Source organism: Arthrobacter sp. Alg241-R88 (genome assembly GCF_900537115.1).
GTDB lineage: Bacteria > Actinomycetota > Actinomycetes > Actinomycetales > Micrococcaceae > Arthrobacter.
In genome coordinates this window covers 881,668-897,687 of sequence record NZ_UNRG01000001.1, presented here as the reverse complement: position 1 = coordinate 897,687, position 16,020 = coordinate 881,668, and the positions used below count along the sequence as shown (strand labels likewise).

Annotated in this window: 17 protein-coding genes; 3 read left to right on the top strand and 14 right to left on the bottom strand. The window is 67.0% G+C overall.

Translation table 11 applies throughout. The features are described 5' to 3' along the window. The first annotated feature begins 29 nt into the window (after positions 1–29). A complete protein-coding gene (locus G6R19_RS04125) occupies positions 30–890 on the top strand; it encodes a VTT domain-containing protein (protein ID WP_240341764.1) in 861 nt (286 codons plus the stop codon). Between the two features lie 104 nt (positions 891–994). Here G6R19_RS04125 and rdgB read toward each other — a convergent pair whose 3' ends face one another. The 6 genes from rdgB to clpS form a co-directional block, all read right to left on the bottom strand. Continuing rightward, a complete protein-coding gene (gene rdgB, locus G6R19_RS04120; RefSeq protein WP_163162544.1) occupies positions 995–1,645 on the bottom strand; it encodes an RdgB/HAM1 family non-canonical purine NTP pyrophosphatase in 651 nt (216 codons plus the stop codon). Further along, positions 1,642–2,400, bottom strand: coding sequence for a ribonuclease PH (rph, locus tag G6R19_RS04115; RefSeq protein WP_163162542.1), 759 nt, complete (start codon positions 2,398–2,400; stop codon positions 1,642–1,644). The genes rdgB and rph overlap by 4 nt, the downstream gene beginning before the upstream one ends. Before the next feature lie 75 nt (positions 2,401–2,475). Next, on the bottom strand, positions 2,476–3,273 hold the full coding sequence (locus tag G6R19_RS04110; protein WP_163162540.1) for an MBL fold metallo-hydrolase: 798 nt from the start codon (positions 3,271–3,273) through the stop codon (positions 2,476–2,478). After that, on the bottom strand, positions 3,270–4,268 hold the full coding sequence (murI, locus tag G6R19_RS04105; RefSeq protein WP_163162915.1) for a glutamate racemase: 999 nt from the start codon (positions 4,266–4,268) through the stop codon (positions 3,270–3,272). The genes G6R19_RS04110 and murI overlap by 4 nt, the downstream gene beginning before the upstream one ends. A gap of 120 nt (positions 4,269–4,388) precedes the next feature. Continuing rightward, on the bottom strand, positions 4,389–4,955 hold the full coding sequence (locus G6R19_RS04100; RefSeq protein ID WP_163162538.1) for a DUF2017 domain-containing protein: 567 nt from the start codon (positions 4,953–4,955) through the stop codon (positions 4,389–4,391). After that, the gene (gene clpS / locus G6R19_RS04095) at positions 4,948–5,331 is read right to left on the bottom strand and encodes an ATP-dependent Clp protease adapter ClpS (RefSeq protein ID WP_163162536.1); all 384 of its coding nucleotides are present in this window, start codon (positions 5,329–5,331) and stop codon (positions 4,948–4,950) included. Before clpS ends, G6R19_RS04100 begins: the two co-directional genes overlap by 8 nt. Positions 5,332–5,958: 627 nt before the next feature. Between clpS and G6R19_RS04090 the strand changes: the two genes are divergently transcribed. Beyond that, the gene (locus G6R19_RS04090) at positions 5,959–7,287 is read left to right on the top strand and encodes a nicotinate phosphoribosyltransferase (protein WP_163162534.1); all 1,329 of its coding nucleotides are present in this window, start codon (positions 5,959–5,961) and stop codon (positions 7,285–7,287) included. Positions 7,288–7,296: 9 nt separating this feature from the next. After that, positions 7,297–7,935 carry an isochorismatase family protein gene (locus tag G6R19_RS04085; RefSeq protein WP_163162532.1) on the top strand — a complete coding sequence of 213 codons (639 nt, stop codon included), beginning with the start codon at positions 7,297–7,299 and terminating at the stop codon, positions 7,933–7,935. Positions 7,936–8,001: 66 nt separating this feature from the next. Here the strand turns inward: G6R19_RS04085 and G6R19_RS04080 are convergent, their stop codons facing one another. The 8 genes from G6R19_RS04080 to G6R19_RS04045 form a co-directional block, all read right to left on the bottom strand. Beyond that, positions 8,002–9,792: a DEAD/DEAH box helicase gene (locus G6R19_RS04080; protein ID WP_163162530.1), complete on the bottom strand. Its 1,791-nt coding sequence runs from the start codon at positions 9,790–9,792 to the stop codon at positions 8,002–8,004. Then, positions 9,792–10,133, bottom strand: coding sequence for a DUF3039 domain-containing protein (locus tag G6R19_RS04075; RefSeq protein ID WP_163162528.1), 342 nt, complete (start codon positions 10,131–10,133; stop codon positions 9,792–9,794). The genes G6R19_RS04080 and G6R19_RS04075 overlap by 1 nt, the downstream gene beginning before the upstream one ends. Before the next feature lie 121 nt (positions 10,134–10,254). Beyond that, positions 10,255–11,037 (bottom strand): glucosamine-6-phosphate deaminase, encoded by a 783-nt coding sequence (nagB, locus tag G6R19_RS04070; RefSeq protein ID WP_163162526.1) that lies wholly within the window; start codon positions 11,035–11,037, stop codon positions 10,255–10,257. Between the two features lie 63 nt (positions 11,038–11,100). Then, entirely contained in the window at positions 11,101–12,672 is a 1,572-nt protein-coding gene (locus G6R19_RS04065; protein WP_163162524.1) for a transporter, read from the bottom strand. Beyond that, complete coding sequence (locus G6R19_RS04060; RefSeq protein WP_163162522.1) at positions 12,654–13,448, bottom strand: ABC transporter ATP-binding protein; 795 nt, start codon at positions 13,446–13,448, stop codon at positions 12,654–12,656. The genes G6R19_RS04065 and G6R19_RS04060 overlap by 19 nt, the downstream gene beginning before the upstream one ends. Before the next feature lie 136 nt (positions 13,449–13,584). Next, positions 13,585–13,884: a DUF3253 domain-containing protein gene (locus tag G6R19_RS04055; protein WP_163162520.1), complete on the bottom strand. Its 300-nt coding sequence runs from the start codon at positions 13,882–13,884 to the stop codon at positions 13,585–13,587. Positions 13,885–13,898: 14 nt separating this feature from the next. Continuing rightward, on the bottom strand, positions 13,899–14,996 hold the full coding sequence (locus G6R19_RS04050) for an NADH:flavin oxidoreductase/NADH oxidase (RefSeq protein ID WP_163162518.1): 1,098 nt from the start codon (positions 14,994–14,996) through the stop codon (positions 13,899–13,901). After that, positions 14,996–15,976: a tetratricopeptide repeat protein gene (locus tag G6R19_RS04045; protein WP_163162516.1), complete on the bottom strand. Its 981-nt coding sequence runs from the start codon at positions 15,974–15,976 to the stop codon at positions 14,996–14,998. Before G6R19_RS04045 ends, G6R19_RS04050 begins: the two co-directional genes overlap by 1 nt. Positions 15,977–16,020: the final 44 nt, after the last annotated feature.

Here is a 16,020-nt window from a genome sequence, read left to right as displayed (position 1 = left end):
AGTACCCTTGAGTGGTGAACTTTCCTGTGATGAACGACTTCGCTGTGTCCATGCTGGGTGGTGCGGGACCGGTGCAGCCACAGCTGGCATCCTTCCTGCCCGACTGGCTGAACCCCCAGGTCTTCCTGGCCGATCCTGCCCTGGCACCCTGGGTGGTCCTGCTGGTGTGCGGCATCGTCTTCGCGGAAACCGGCCTGCTGGTGGGCTTCTTCCTGCCGGGAGACTCCATGCTTTTCACCGCAGGGCTTCTGGTGGCCACGGGCACCATCAAGTTCAACGTGTGGCTTTTTGCGCTGTTGATCATGGTGTCGGCCATTATCGGCAACCAGACCGGTTACCTGATTGGTTCCAAAGCCGGCCCGGCCATTTTCAACAAGCCCAACTCCCGCCTCTTCAAGCGTGAGAACGTTGAGAACGCCCACGCGTTCTTCGAAAAGCATGGCGGCAAGGCGCTGATCCTGGCCCGCTTCGTCCCGATCATCAGGACCTTCGTCCCGGTCATCGTCGGCGTCGCCCAGATGAACAAAAAGAAGTTCTTCCTCTTCAATGTGATCGGCGCTGTGCTCTGGGGCGGCGGCGTGACGCTCCTGGGTTACCTGCTGGGTGACCGTATCCCCTGGGTCCGCGAAAACCTGGACATCATCTTCATTGCCATCGTCCTGGTTTCGGTCCTGCCCATCGGCGTCGAAGTCCTCCGCGGCGTGTCGGCAAAGCGCCAGGCGAAAGCCTACGGCACCGACCCGGTGGACGAGTTCATCGAGGAACATGCCCCCGAGAACGAGCACAAGACACCGCGCGATATCCACGAGGGCGCCCGCGTCGAGGAACATGCCCCCGAGAACGGGCACAAGGCACCGCGCGATATTGCTGAGGGAACCCGCTCAGACTAGGTTGCCTGGCGCTGTCCGTGCCGGCGGCAAGATCCCTTCACCGTTAAACAGCTGTGCTCCCCGTTCCGGCGGGGAGCACAGCTGTTTAAGAACGGCCAGGGCGGTTACCGGTCCCGCAGGGCCTCGACGACGGCCGGCAGGAGCGCCCGAAAGGCCTTGCCGCGGTGGCTGATGGCATTCTTCTCGTCGGCGGTCAGCTCCGCACAGCTGCGCTTTTCCCCCGCTGGCTGCAGGACGGGGTCGTAACCGAACCCGCCGTCGCCACGCGGTTCGCGCAGCAGAACGCCCTCCAGCTGGCCGTATTCCACCACTTCGCGCCCGGGTCCGCTGTCCGATCCGGGTACTGCCAGCGCGGCCGCACAAACGAAAGCCGCGCCCCGGTGGGCGTCCGGTACGTCGGAAAGCTGGTTGAGCAGGAGCTGCAGGTTCGCTTCGTCGTCGCCGTGGCTGCCGGCCCACCGCGCCGAAAAGATTCCCGGCGCCCCGCCCATCACGTCCACGGCAAGGCCGGAGTCATCGGCAATGGCCACCAGGCCCGTTGCTTCGGCGACAGCGCGCGCCTTCAGCAGCGAATTCTCGGCGAACGTAACGCCGGTTTCCACGACGTCGGGGGCCCCTGCCGACGCAGCATCCACTACCTGCGTGTCGACGTCGAGCCCCGGCACCTGCCCCCGCAGCAGTTCGCGCAGCTCCCGGAGTTTGCCTTTGTTATGGGTGGCAAGAACCAGGCGCGGGGCGGCGGGCGCCGCGCTCACAGGGTATCTGCCAGGGTTTCGCGCTGGATTGCGGCGAGCTGGGTGGTGCCCAGCAGGGCAAGGTCCAGGAGCTGGTCCAGTTCGGCGCGGTCGAAGGGGGCACCTTCGGCGGTACCCTGCACTTCGACGAACTTGCCGGAGCCCGTGACCACCACGTTCATGTCGGTCTCCGCGCGGACGTCCTCAACGTACGGCAGGTCCAGCATGGGAACGCCGTCGATGATGCCCACCGACACCGCAGCAATGGTGTCGATGAGGGGCTGGGCGTTCTTCGCGATCAGCTTGTTGTCACGGGCAAACCTGATGGAGTCAGCGAGCGCAACATAGGCGCCCGTGATCGCTGCGGTCCGGGTTCCGCCGTCTGCCTGGAGGACGTCGCAGTCCAGCACGATGGTGTTTTCGCCCAGGGCCTTGGTGTCGATGATGGAACGCAGGGAACGGCCGATGAGCCGGGAGATCTCGTGGGTGCGGCCGCCGATTTTGCCCTTGACCGATTCGCGGTCGGAACGGGTGTTCGTGGCCCTGGGCAGCATGGCGTACTCGGCCGTCACCCAGCCGCGGCCCTCACCCTTCAGCCAGCGCGGGACTCCCGGGGTGAGGGAAGCGGTGCACAGGACCCGGGTGTTGCCGAACTCGATCAGGGCCGATCCTTCAGCCTGGTTGGACCATCCGCGCGTAATGCTGATGGGCCGGAGCTGGTCCGGGGCGCGGCCGTCGGCGCGCACAATGGGCACTGCAGTTGCTTCAGAAGTCATGCCTTTAGCTTATCCACTGCGGGCCGCTGCCGGATTCCAGGCGCCGCTGAACGGGCGCCGTCGAACCAGTGCCGCTTAGATGGTGTAGTGGACGCCGGCCACTGCCACGGCGACGTCGCCGCCAAAGGCCGGACGGGCCTCAGCCATCACGGTGGTCTGCGAGGTCCACACCGGAATGTGCGTCAGCAGGAGCCGGCGCGCGCCGGCAGCGGCCGCGGCCTCCCCCGCACGCTTGCCGGTCAGGTGGACATCCTTGATGCCGTCGTCACGGCCTTCCTCGAACGCCGCCTCGCAGAGGAACAGGTCGGCATCCTTGGCGGCCTCCTCCAGCCCCGCGCAGGAGTCGGTGTCACCGGAGTAGGTCAGGGTCCGGGAGATGTTGTTGCCGTCCTTGTCCGGCTCCACCACTTCCACGCGCAGGGCGTAGCACTCCTCGATGGGGTGGTTGACGGCGAAGGGAGTCACGGTAAACGGGCCAACGGTCACCGCAACACGCTCGGCCCAGTTGGTGAAGTCGAACTCCTCATGCATCCCCGGGTCCAGCTCCAGGCCGTAAGCGGTGGCCATACGGTCTGCTGTGGCGGCCGGTCCCCAGACCGGGATCCGCCCGCGGCCCCAGCCGCCCGGCTTCCACCGGACAGCCACGTGCAGGCCACAAAGGTCCATGCAGTGGTCCGGGTGGAGGTGGGTGAGGAAGATCGCGTCGATGTCCTCAAGGTCGGTGTAGCGCTGGATGGCACCCAGCGCACCGCTGCCCAGGTCCATCACCACTTTCCAGGTCCGCTCGCCGTCGTTCGCCGTCAGGAGGTAGCACGACGCCGGGGAGCCGGGGCCGGGGAAGGATCCGGTACAGCCTACGATGGTGAGCTTCACTGGCCGGTGCCTCCGGTTACGGAGCTGCCCACGAAGTTGGATGTCCGGGGGCGGCTGCGGGCGCCTTGCGCGGCCGCAATCATCTCCGGGGTGATGCGGGCCAGGCTGCCGGTGGGGTACTGGGCGGACACGTGGTCAACGTGCCGGACTGAAAGCACTTCGGGTCCCAGGAACCTGCGCGCCAGTGCCTCGAACTGGCCTGCGTCCCCGGTTGCCACGAAGTGGTGTTCCGGCGGCGCGGCGTCGGTGCGCTGCAGGTTGTGGGTGGCCAGGGCGCGGTACACATCCTTGGCGGTTTCCTCCGCACTGGACACCAGGGTTACGTCCGCTCCCATCACGTAGGAGATGACGCCGGTGAGCAGCGGGTAGTGCGTGCAGCCCAGGACCACGGTGTCCACGCCGGCGGCCTTAAGCGGGGCGAGATACTCCTCTGCGACAGCCAGCAGGGCCGGGCCGGTAGTGATTCCGGCTTCCACATAGCTGACGAACTCCGGGCAGGCCACTGACGTGATGTCCAGGTCCGGGGCTGCCGCGAAGGTGTCCTCGTAGGCCCGGGAGCCTACCGTGGCGGACGTGCCAATCACGCCCACCCTTCCGCTGCGGGTGGCGGCAACGGCACGGCGCACCGCTGGCTGGATGACCTCGATGACGGGGATGCCGTACCTGGCGGTGTACCGTTCCCTGGCATCGCGCAGCACAGCGGCCGACGCCGAGTTGCAGGCTATGGTGAGCAGCTTGACGCCGGAGTCCACCAGTTCGTCCATCACGCCCAGGGCGTTGGCCCGGACTTCCGCGATGGGCAGGGGGCCGTAGGGTCCGTGTGCGGTGTCCCCTACGTAGAGGATGGACTCGTTGGGAAGCTGGTCGATGATGGAGCGTGCCACCGTCAAACCGCCTACGCCGGAATCGAAGACACCGATGGGCCGTGATTCCACGGCGGCGGCCGGGAGGTCGCTGGCTTCGGATTCCGCTGCAGTGCCTGCTGGCGGATCCATGCTCGAGGCTGTTGTCATGATTATTCGAGGATAGGTCTTCCCTGTGGCGTCAGGCACCATCTTGTGGCCTGTGACTCGTGTCTAATGTGTCACAGGGCCGCGACGGGAACACCCGGCCGTTCAACGGTGCGTGTCCAGGCGCTGCAGCATGGCCTGGACCAGCGACTCCTGCAGCCAGGTGGCGAAGTTGTAGACCAGGGCCAGGTAGCTTTCGACGTCCTCGGCCTGGGACCAGTCCTGCATCAGGTGGACGTGCTCGGCGTCCTCCTCATCCTGGATGTCCAGCCGTTCGGCCAGGACAAGCCGGACGTCGTTCAGGGCCATTGACCAGTGCCGGGCGCCGTCAGGGCTGAGCACGATCTCGTCCTTGTCCAGGTCAAGGGCCGCCGCACGGAGCGCGCCGATCTTTGTTTCGCGGAGCGATCGCTCGGTGAGCTGGCGGAACTCAAGGGACGCGGCGCCGTCGTCCTTCATCACGTTGGGCAGCAGCCGCTTCACGGCCCGGTCCGAAGGCTCGGCAACGTCCATGTCCAGGCCGATCAGTGCAGCCAGCGGATCCTGGCCCTTACGCTCTTCCGGCTGGAGCATGGAAATGACGTCGTCGATGAGGCTCCGCAGCAGTTCCCGTTCGGCCGGCTCCAGGTAGCCGGTGATGCCTTTAAGTCCGTATTTGAACGCCTTAGCCACGTTTCCCCTTACCCTGGCCCGGCCCGCCGGACTTGCCTGAATTGCCGCCTGACCCGCCGCTGGCCTTCTCCACCGTGGCCCACAGCCCAAAGCCGTGCATGGCGACGGCATGGCGCTCCACCTGTTCCTTGCTACCCGAGGCGACGATGGAGCGGCCCTTTTTGTGGACCTCCATCATGAGCTTGTTGGCTTTGCTTTCCGGATAGCCAAAGTAGCTCTGGAACACGTAGCTGACATAGCTCATCAGATTAACGGGGTCATTCCAGATCACAAGGTTCCAGGGGATGTCCGGTGCGGCAAGGAAGTCGGTTGACTCCGCTGTGCCGGTCCGGGTGCCCTCTTGCGTATCAGGGCCGAGCGCAACGCTTAAGGTCATCTGTCCATTCTATGGGGAGGACGGGCCCACGCCGGCGAGGGACCCGCGCCGAAGCGAAGCGAGACGTGGGAGCCGGTGGACGGGCCCACGCCGGCGAGGGACCCGCGCCGAAGCGAAGCGAGACGTGGGAGCCGGTGGATGGGGCCACGCCGGCGAGGGACCCGCGCCGAAGCGAAGCGAGACGTGGGAGCCGGTGGATGGGGCCGCGCCGGCGAGGGACCCGCGCCGAAGCGAAGCGAGACGTGGGAGCCGGTGGATGGGGCCRCGCCGGCGAGGGACCCGCGCCGAAGCGAAGCGAGACGTGGGAGCCGGTGGATGGGGCCACGCCGGCGAGGGACCCGCGCCGAAGCGAAGCGAGACGTGGGAGCCGGTGGATGGGGCCACGCCGGCGAGGGACCCGCGCCGAAGCGAAGCGAGACGTGGGAGCCGGTGGATGGGGCCACGCCGGCGAGGGACCCGCGCCGAAGCGAAGCGAGACGTGGGAGCCGGTGGATGGGGCCACGCCGGCGAGGGACCCGCGCCGAAGCGAAGCGAGACGTGGGAGCCGGTGGATGGGGCCACGCCGGCGAGGGACCCGCGCCGAAGCGAAGCGAGACGTGGGAGCCGGTGGGGACTAGAGTGACTTTCGTGAGCACCTCAGCCGGCTGGGACCATCCCCGCACGTCCTTTTACACTGACCACTATGAGCTGACCATGCTGCAGGCGTCCCTTCATTCAGGCGCCGCGCACCGCAAGTCCGTCTTCGAGGCCTTCGCCCGGCGGCTGCCGGACGGCCGGCGTTACGGCATTGTGGCAGGCACGGGCCGGCTGCTGGAAGGCATCGCGAATTTCCGCTTCGGAGACGCCGAGCTCGACTTCCTGGCCCGCACCAAGGTGGTCAACGAACAAACGCTGGAGTACCTGGCGTCCTACCGTTTCTCCGGTGACATCTGGGGCTATCCGGAGGGTGAAGCGTACTTCCCGAACTCCCCCATCCTGATTGTCGAGGCCACTTTCGCCGAAGCATGCATGCTGGAGACGTACCTGCTGTCCGTGCTGAACCACGACAGCGCCATCGCCTCAGCCGCGTCCCGGATGGTCAGCGCCGCCGGCGGCCGCCCGTGCATTGAGATGGGCTCCCGGCGCACCCATGAGGAAGCGGCGACCGCCTCCGCCAGGGCAGCCATCATTGCCGGGTTCGACAGCACATCGAACCTGGAGGCGGGCATCCGCTACGGAATCAAGACAGTGGGCACCGCCGCCCACTCCTTCACCCTCCTGCATGACACGGAGCGGGAGGCCTTCGAGGCCCAGATTGCGTCCCTGGGCGAGGGCACGTCCCTGCTCGTGGACACGTACGACGTCGAAACGGCCGTGCGCACGGCTGTGGACCTTGCGGGCCCGCGGCTTGGGGCGGTCCGGCTGGATTCCGGCGACCTCGTGGCCCAGGCCCAATGGGTCCGCCAGCTCCTGGACAACCTCGGCAACGAAAGCACCAAGATCGTGGTCACGTCCGACCTGGACGAGTTCGCCATCGCCGCCCTGCAGTCCGCCCCCGTGGATTCGTACGGAGTGGGCACCTCGCTCGTCACCGGGTCCGGTGCCCCGACTGCCAGCATGGTCTACAAGCTAGTGAGCCGTATGGACGACGACGGGGACTTCGTCTCCGTAGCCAAAGCCGCCAAGAACAAGGGCAGTGTGGGCGGGCGCAAGTACGCTCTGCGGAAACTGGACGAACGCGGCATTGCCACTGCCGAGGTGGTAGGTGTGGGCCACCGGCCGGACGACGACGGCAATGACCGTCCGCTGCTGCAGCAGTTTATGAAGAACGGTGAACTGATGCCTGGGTGGACCGGCCATGAGGGCGTGCTCCGGGCACGCCGGCGCCATGCCGAGTCCATGGCTGAGCTGCCGGCCGTAGTCAACCGCCTCCAGCGCGGCGAAGCAGCCATCCCTACTCTCTATGAAGAAAACTGAGGAGAACTGATGTCCCGCGCCCTGATCATCGTTGACGTGCAGAACGATTTTTGCGAAGGCGGTTCGCTCGCCGTGGCCGGCGGAGCAGCGGTGGCGGGTGCCATCAGCGAATACGTGGATGCACACCACAGCGAGTTCGACCACATTGTGGCCACCCAGGACTGGCATATCAACCCCGGCGACCACTTCTCCGAGACCCCTGATTTCATCGACAGCTGGCCGCCGCACTGCGTGGCGGGAACCCGCGGCGCGGAGCTCCATCCGGACCTGGACACCGAGTACATCGACGCCTATTTCCAGAAGGGGCAGTTTGCTGCCGCCTACTCCGGCTTCGAAGGACTGCAGGCGCCGGAAGACGCCGTGCCCACCGGCGAACGGCAACCCGGCGCGCTGCCCGGTGCCGGCGACGCGGACAGGTATGCCGCCGCCGAAGATGCCATCGGCCTGGACGACTGGCTGCAGAGCAACGACGTCGAGGACGTGGTGGTGGTGGGCATCGCCACCGACTACTGCGTCAAGGCAACGTCCCTTGACGCAGTGCAGGCGGGCTACTCCGTGACGGTCATCCGGTCCCTCACGGCAGGCATCGCGGAGGACCTCGAGGAAGCAGTCACCGAGATGGAGCTCGGCGGGGTCGACGTCGCCTGATTGCGGGTAACTGCGAAAGCGGCCCGGTGCACTTGAACTGTACCGGGCCGCTTTCGCGCATCACTGCTATTTCCTGCCGATGAACCAGTCCTGAAGCTTCCGCAGGCGGGACTGCAGCTGTTCCTCGTTGGCCTGGGCCACTGGCGGACCGCCGCAGACAGTCCGCAGCTTGGTGTGGACCACGCCGTGGGGCGTGCCTGTCCGCGCCGACCAGGCAGCCACGTTCTTGGCCAGCTCGTTTCGTAGATCCATGAGCAGCCGGTGGTCCGGGACGGCCGGAGCCGCGGGTTCCGTTCCGACCGCTGACGCGGACGACTTCCGGTTCTTCCGGTTGAGCTGCTCGTGCTGGCGCTGGCGAAGCAGCGTGCCCACCTGTTCGGCGTCCAGCAATCCGGGAATGCCCAGGAAGTCCATCTCATCGTCGGAGCCCACCTCGCCGCCGGTGCCGAACTCGCCGCCGTCGAACAGGACCCGGTCAAAGGACGCCTGGGAGTCCAGGGCCTCAAACTTGCCCTTCGTCAGGCTGTCCGAGGCCTTGTCCTCGCGGTTGGCTTCGGCCATCAGCGAGTCTTCGGGGTTGAAAAGGCCGTCCCCGTCCTCCTTTTCCGGCCGGTCCAGGGCGTGGTCCCGTTCGGCCTCCATGGAGTTGGCCAGGGCCATCAGCTGGGGAACGGACGGCAGGAAGACCGACGCCGTTTCCCCCCGCTTGCGGGCACGGACGAAGCGCCCCACCGCCTGGGCGAAAAACAGCGGGGTTGAGGTTGACGTGGCGTACACGCCGACGGAAAGCCGGGGCACGTCCACGCCTTCGGACACCATGCGGACCGCCACCATCCAGCGCCTGTCGCTTGCGGTGAACTCTTCGATCTTGCTGGACGCCTTCGCGTCATCGGAAAGGATGACAGTGGGCGACTCCCCCGTAATCCTCTTGAGCTGTCCTGCGTACGCCCGGGCGTCCTCATGGTCCGTGGCGATCACCAGTCCGCCGGCGTCGGGGACCGTGCGGCGCACCTCGCTCAGCCGCTTGTCCGCCCCGGCCAGCACGGCCGGAATCCATTCGCCCGCCGGGTTCAGAGCCGTGCGCCAGGCATGCGAGGTTATGTCCTTGGTCACCGCGGCCTCACCAAGTGAAGCGGCCATTTCCTCGCCCGCGCTGGTCCGCCAGCGCATCTGACCGGAATAGGCCATAAACATCACCGGCCGGACCACGTGGTCCCGCAGTGCGTTGCCGTAGCCATAGGTGTAGTCCGCCTTGGACCGCCGGATCCCGTCCCGGTCCTCGGCATACTCCACGAACGGAATGGGTGAGGTGTCCGAGCGGAAGGGAGTACCGGTCAGGGAAAGCCGGCGGGCGGCGGGGTCGAAGGCTTCACGCAGCCCGTCGCCCCAGGAGAGCGCCTCGCCGCCGTGGTGGATCTCATCCAGGATCACCAGCGTCCGCGCGGCCTCGGTTTTGGCCCGGTGCAGCATGGGTTTGCTGGCCACCTGCGCGTACGTGACGGCGACTCCGATGAAGCCTCGGCCGTGCTGGCCGTCGGAGTTCTTGAAGTTGGGGTCGATGGCAATACCCACCCTGGCCGCCGCATCAGCCCACTGGCGCTTCAGGTGGTCCGTGGGCGCCACGATGGTCACGCGGTTGACGGTGCCGGACTCGATGAGCATGGACGCCACGCGGAGCGCGAAGGTGGTTTTACCGGCGCCAGGCGTAGCCACGGCCAGGAAGTCCCGGGGACTTGTCCTCAGGTAGAGGTCCAGGGCTTCCTGCTGCCAGGCACGGAGTTTCGGGGCGGTTCCCCAGGCTGCACGTTCCGGATAAGCCGGAGGCAGGGTGGGGCCGCCAAAGAGCGTCTCCGTCACTACTTGTTGTTGCCTGAGTCCCCTCCGGGACCCTTGCCGCCGTCGTTGCCCGGGCGGAGGCCGTCATAGACCTCTTTGCACATCGGGCACACCGGGAACTTCTGCGGATCCCGGCCGGGCGTCCAGACCTTGCCGCACAGGGCGATGACGGGGTCCCCCGTCAGCGCCGACTCCATGATCTTTTCCTTGCGCACGTAGTGCGAAAAGCGCTCCCGGTCTCCGGGCTCCACCTCCTGGCGCAGTTCCTCGCGCTCAATGGTGGCCGTGGACGATCCAGCCCCGGAAAGCTCACGCATCGGGTCGTTGTCGAGAGGGTCCGTCATGCTAGTCATGCGATCCATCTTAGCCGTTCCGGCCGTGCGGCGTTCGACGGCGGCGCGTCCTCGGGAGGTGGGAAAACAGCCGCCCGCGGCCTGCCGGCGTCGTACTTTTCCGCTGCCGGACCCGCCGGAAACCCTCCGGCTAGAGACCTTGCCAGGCGGGTTTGTTGTCATAGGTGTGCCGGTAGAAATCAGCCAGTTTCAATGCCGAGGCGGCAGCTTCGTCCAGCAGGACGGTGGCATGGGGATGGAACTGCAGCACGGACGCGGGACAGATCGCGGACACCGGACCTTCAACGAACTCGCGGACAGCCTGCGCCTTCTGTGCGCCGGTTGCCACGAGGATCACATGCCGGGCATCCATAATGGTCCCCAGCCCCTGGGTCAGGACGTGGTGCGGGACCTCCGCCAGGCTGCCAAAAAACCGCGCGTTGTCCCGGCGTGTCTGTTCGATGAGGCTCTTGATCCGGGTGCGGGAGGCGAACGAGGAGCCGGGCTCGTTGAACCCAATGTGGCCGTCGGTGCCCACGCCGAGGAGTTGCAGGTCGATGCCGCCCGCTGCCGTGATGGATTCCTCGTAGGCGCGGCAGGCCGCCAGGATGTCCGTTGCCGTACCGTCCGGTCCGTGGACGTTCTCCGGAGCGATGTTGACCCTGTTGGTGAACTCCCGCCGGATCACTTCCCGGTAGGACTCGGGGTGGCCGGCCGGCAGGCCCACGTACTCGTCGAGGGCAAAACCGGAGGCACGGCTGAAGTCCAGGCCGTCCCGCTCGTGGCGGGCAGCGAGTTCATCGTAGACCGGCAGCGGCGACGATCCGGTGGCGAGCCCCAGGACGGCGTCCGGCTTGCGCCGGAGGAGTTCTCCGATGGCGTCCGCGGCAAGTTTTCCGATCTGCTTGCTGCCGTTGAGGATGACTACTTCCATGCTGTTCCTTCCGGGGCCGTTTCAGCGGTTACGGGTGCGGTCTAGAAGCCGGCGGTTCACGCGTCAGCGGTTCACGGTGACCTGGGCCAGCAGCTCAGGGCCGCGGCCGTCCAGCCATTTTCCGCCCAGCCTGACACCGGCCACAAACAGGCCCACCCCCAACAGGAGCCCAACGGCCAGGTTCAGCCAGCCGAACAGGGGGTTTCCGGTCACCAGCTGTGCGATCAGGAGGGCGGCCTCCGGCAAAACCAGGACCAGCAGGACTCCCAGCCCGGCGAACTGGACTGCAAGGGTCTGGCCCACGTTTCCCGGGGGTTTCTTGAACGGGCTGTCACCCGGCAGGGGAACCGCCACCGTGTACCGGGCCGAGACCACGGAGGACAACCCGAGTCCCGTGAAGAGGATCCCCAGGCTCAGTCCCAACTGGCCGGGCAACGGGCCCCAGTCGCCCGTGAAGGCGGCTGACCCGGCGGCAAACACGAGTACCACCGGCAGTGCGAAGGCCAGGCAGGCCAGGGCGCGGCCCAGCCTGTCGTCAACACCCCGGACCCCGCTGGCCAGGTGCAGCGCGAAGGCGGTGTTGTCATAGGACACATCGGCAGAGATGGACCAGGCAAGGATGAACGCCGACAGCGGAGCCAGGAATGCCAGGGTGCTGAAGTCGCCGGCCTGGCTGCCCTGGAAGACAAGCACCACTGGAAGGAGCGGTATCACGATGAGCGAGCCGGAGTACCGGGGGTCACGGAACCAGTAGGTGAGCGCCCTCGCCATCACAGCGCCGGCCGGGACAGCGGGCAACAACCCGAGCAGCCCCAGCTTTCCGCCCTTGCGCTTCCCGCTTCCTGAATAGGGCGGGGTGACCAGGGCACGTTCCAAAAGCAGCTTCCAGCACCAGGCAAGGCCGGCCAGCACCGCAGCGGAAAGGAGCAGCTTCAACGCCGCTTCGCCGGGCCGGCCGGCCGCGATGTCGCCGGCCAGGGACCAGGGAGCTCCAAGTGGAGTCCATGACAACGTCCGGGCGAAGTCCGGCAGGAAGCCGGTGGAGGCGGTGATTCCCCGTCCCACCCCCGCCACGATCGGGCCCAAAAGGACGAGGGGCACCATAAACGCGACGGCACTGACATCCTTGAAGCGGCGGGACGACGCGAGGCTCACCGTTGCCGTGGTCACCACTTTGGACAGCACGATGCAGGTCAGGACACCCAGGGCCGCACCCACTAACGCTGCAAGCGCCGGCAGGACGCCCCGGGACCACGTCACCACCGTGGACAGTGCCACCAGTGCCGTGGCCAAACCCGGAATACCGATCAGTCCGCCCAGCGCCAGCCCGGCCAGCATCTGCTTCATGGGGACGGCGAAAGTGGTGAAGCGGGCTGGATCAAGGGTCATGTCCGTGGCTGAGGCAACCACCGGAATGATTCCCCAGCCCAGGACGGCCACGGAGCCGCCCAGCACCACGGCTGTGTACACCAGCTCGTGTTCCGCCTGGCGAAGCAGGACGAGGACAACCACCAGCGTGGCGACGACGCTGAGGGCATAAAGCCCCGCGAAGGCCATGCCCACCAGTTGCCACGGGCTGCGCCGCAGGCCATTGCGCAGCAGGGTCAGTTTGAGCCTTAGAAGGTGCGCAACCATTCCAACCCTTCCGTGTGGCTGCGGCCGCCCACCAGCTGGACGAACCGGTCTTCCAGGGAAACTCCACCGCGCACCTCGTCCACGGTTCCTGCGGCCAGCAGCCTGCCGCCGGCCACTACTGCCACGTGGTCGCACATGCGCTGCACCAGGTCCATCACGTGGCTGGAGACGATCACCGTTCCGCCGGAGGCCACGTAGCTGTCCAGGATGGAGCGGATGTTGGAGGCGGAGACAGGGTCGACGGCTTCGAAGGGCTCGTCCAGTACCAGCAGCCTCGGCGCGTGGATCAGGGCAGACGCCAGGGCGATCTTCTTGGTCATGCCTGCGGAGTAGTCAACCACCAGCGTGCCGGCGTCCTGTGACAGGTCCAGGGCTGCCAGCAGCTCGCCCACGCGGCTGGCCACCACGTCCTTGTCCATTCCGCGCAGCAACCCGGCGTAGGTGATGAGCTGTTCGCCGGTCAGCCGGTCAAAGAGCCGTACGCCGTCCGGCAGGATCCCCATCAGCCGCTTGGCCTCCAACGGCCGGGCCCAGACATCCACGCCGTGGACGACGGCGGTGCCGAAGTCCGGCCGCAGCAGCCCGGTAGCCATCGACAGCGTGGTGGTCTTGCCGGCGCCGTTGGGGCCTACAATCCCAAAGAAGGAGCCCGCGGGGACGTCCAGGCTGATGCCGTCCACTGCGATCTTTTCGCCGAAGCGCTTAGCGAGTCCCCGGATGGACAGTGCGGCTACGGGACCGGCGGGCCGCGCCGGATCTGGTTGCTGAGCAGTCATGAAGCCAGACTAGCCCTCAGGGTGCGGCAGCGGGGTCCTCCTGCAGGAGTAGCGTCAAAGGAGTAGGGAGGCGCTCTGCCGGCGCGGCAGGACCGGCAAAAGCAACTGCAGGAACCGGCGGAGCGGATGCCGGTTGCTACCGCACCTTCCGGATCCGGATGGGCCCTTTTGCCGTGGCGGGATCAACCACCGAACCGCCCTGGGTGATCTCCACCTCGCCGGCTTCAACCAGCCGCCGGGCGGCCCTGCGGGCAGGCTCCATCAGGCGCCGCCAATTCTCATCACCAACAGCGCGGGCAGCATCCGACGGGCAAATGGTGGACGTTGCAGCCCGGGCGGCCAGAAGGTCCACGATGGCGGCTTCCAGCCGCCGGTCAATTCCGTCACCAGGAGCCTGCCCCTTGTTATCGTGGTGGTCGCGCTGCCCATGAGCCATTATGTGCGCGGCTTTCAGAAGGTCCGCCGGGGGACGGCGCGCTCGTACTGCGGCGCCCACTTAATGTCATGGCCCAGCTCGAAGGCCGCCCGCAGCCACCAGTGCGGATCCCGCAGCGCCGCCCGGGCGATAAAGACGCCGTCGGCCTGCCCGGTGGCAATGGCATGTTCGGCCTGGCCGGCGGAGGTCAGGAGGCCTACCGTTCCGGTGGGCACCCCTGCGTCCCTTCGGATGGCAGCGGAGAAGCCCGTCTGGTAGCCGGGCCCCGCCTTGATCTGCTGATGGGCAACGGCTCCCCCGCTGGAAACATCCACGAGGTCCACGCCGTGCTGCGCTGCCTCGCGTGCCAGCCGCACCGAGGCCGCGAGGTCCACCCCGCCGTCGGCCCAGTCACAGGCGGAGATCCTCAGGAGCAGGGGCATTGAGTCCGGAATAACAGCCCGCACGGCGTCCACCACGGCAAGCATCAGGCGGTTCCGTCCCGCCTCATCCCCGCCCCAGGCGTCGGTCCGCGTGTTGATCAGCGGGCTCTGGAACTGGTGCAGGAGGTAGCCGTGCGCCCCGTGGATTTCCACTGTGTCGAAACCGGCATCAACGGCGCGGACAGCGGCGGCCGCGAAATCGCTGACCACTCCGTCGATCTGCTCCCCGCTCATCACGGCGGGTTCGGCGTAGCCGTCAAACGCCGACGGCGAGGGCCCCGCCGTGGTCCACCCGCCGTCGGACTCCGGGACACTGCCGTGCTTTCCGGAGAAGGGCCAGTAGGTGGAGGCCTTCCGGCCCGCGTGGGCCAACTGGACGCCGATTTTTGCCTCCGCCGCCCCGTGCCGGTGCACGAAGGACGTAATTCGCTGCCAGGCTTCGGCCTGGGCATCGTTGTAGAGGCCGGCGTCACGGGGGCTGATCATGCCTTCGTGGTTGACGGCGGCAGCCTCAGTGAGGATCAATGCCGCGCCGCCGGCGGCGAAGGAGCCCAGGTGCATCAGGTGCCAGTCGTTCGGAACGCCGGGCGCGGCGTCGGCCTCGCAACTGTACTGGCACATGGGCGATACCCAGCCACGGTGCTGGAGCTCCAGTGAGCGGAGCTTCAGCGGCTCGAACAGGGCAGGCACTAGAAGAGCACCCTGGCGAGTGCCTGGCGGGCCTTGGCCACCCGCTCATCAGCGGCGCCCACCACATCGAAGAGCTCGAGCAGGCGGACCCGGGCGGCCTCACGCTCCGGTCCGAAGTTCCTGCCAATGAAGCTGACCAGGCGGTTCAACGCATCCTCCACATGACCGCCGGCAACGTCCAGGTCAGCGACGGCAAACTGTGCCTCCAGGTTGTCCGGCTCATTGGCCGCCTGCGCGCGCAGTGCTCCACTGTCCTGGGCCGTGAGCGGCTGGAGGCGCGCCATCAGCTCCACCTGGGCCAGCCCCGCCTTCGCCTCGTGGTCGGCGGGCATCTCGTTCAGCGCCTGCCGGTAGGCTTCTGCAGCCGCTGCATAATCGCCGGCTTCGATGGCGTCAAAAGCGGCCTGGTGCAGAGGCGGCAGCGGTGCAGGCTCCCCGTCCTGGGCAGCGCCGCCGCCAAGGCTTCCGGTCACGCCGTTTGCCGCCGCTACCTTTAGCAGTTCATCAAAAAGGCTCCGGACCTGCTGTTCGTCCGCGCCGCCCTGGAACAGCGGCACCGGCTGGCCCTTGAGTACCGCAACGGCGGTAGGAACGGCCTGCACCTGGAACGCCTGGGCCAGCTGCGGGAACGCTTCGATGTCGGCGGCGCCGAGAACCAGCCTGCCGCCATAGCTGTTCACCACGCGTTCCAGGACGGCCAGCATGGTTGATGACTCGGGTGAGTAGGAAGCCCAAAGAGCGAAAACCACAGGCACCTGCGCGGACAACTCCACCAGTTGCTGGAAGTTGCCGTCGGTCACGTTGACCATCAGCTCAGGAGCGCCGGGCTGCGCTCCAGCGGGTGCTTCCGTTCCCGGCGGCGGCGAGGCGGGGGCCGGGGCGGCCGGGCGCTGCTTCAGGGAGGAAAGGTCGACGGCGCCGCGCAGGTTAAGCAGGTTGGCAGCGGCAGGAGGGACTGGGCGGGAAGCTGGCGAACTCATGCTTTCCACTCTAGCCACTCCGGCCGCTGCCGGGGGTAATGCAG

Bases quoted from the DNA above. Each gene is read 5' to 3' on its own strand.
- G6R19_RS04125 (WP_240341764.1), top strand. From the start codon at position 30: ATGAACGACTTCGCTGTGTCCATGCTGGGTGGTGCGGGACCGGTGCAG.
- rph (WP_163162542.1), bottom strand. From the start codon at position 2,400: ATGACTTCTGAAGCAACTGCAGTGCCCATTGTGCGCGCCGACGGCCGC.
- murI (WP_163162915.1), bottom strand. From the start codon at position 4,268: ATGGATCCGCCAGCAGGCACTGCAGCGGAATCCGAAGCCAGCGACCTC.
- clpS (WP_163162536.1), bottom strand. From the start codon at position 5,331: ATGACCTTAAGCGTTGCGCTCGGCCCTGATACGCAAGAGGGCACCCGG.
- G6R19_RS04085 (WP_163162532.1), top strand. From the start codon at position 7,297: ATGTCCCGCGCCCTGATCATCGTTGACGTGCAGAACGATTTTTGCGAA.
- G6R19_RS04075 (WP_163162528.1), bottom strand. From the start codon at position 10,133: ATGGATCGCATGACTAGCATGACGGACCCTCTCGACAACGACCCGATG.
- nagB (WP_163162526.1), bottom strand. From the start codon at position 11,037: ATGGAAGTAGTCATCCTCAACGGCAGCAAGCAGATCGGAAAACTTGCC.
- G6R19_RS04065 (WP_163162524.1), bottom strand. From the start codon at position 12,672: ATGGTTGCGCACCTTCTAAGGCTCAAACTGACCCTGCTGCGCAATGGC.
- G6R19_RS04060 (WP_163162522.1), bottom strand. From the start codon at position 13,448: ATGACTGCTCAGCAACCAGATCCGGCGCGGCCCGCCGGTCCCGTAGCC.
- G6R19_RS04055 (WP_163162520.1), bottom strand. From the start codon at position 13,884: ATGGCTCATGGGCAGCGCGACCACCACGATAACAAGGGGCAGGCTCCT.
- G6R19_RS04045 (WP_163162516.1), bottom strand. From the start codon at position 15,976: ATGAGTTCGCCAGCTTCCCGCCCAGTCCCTCCTGCCGCTGCCAACCTG.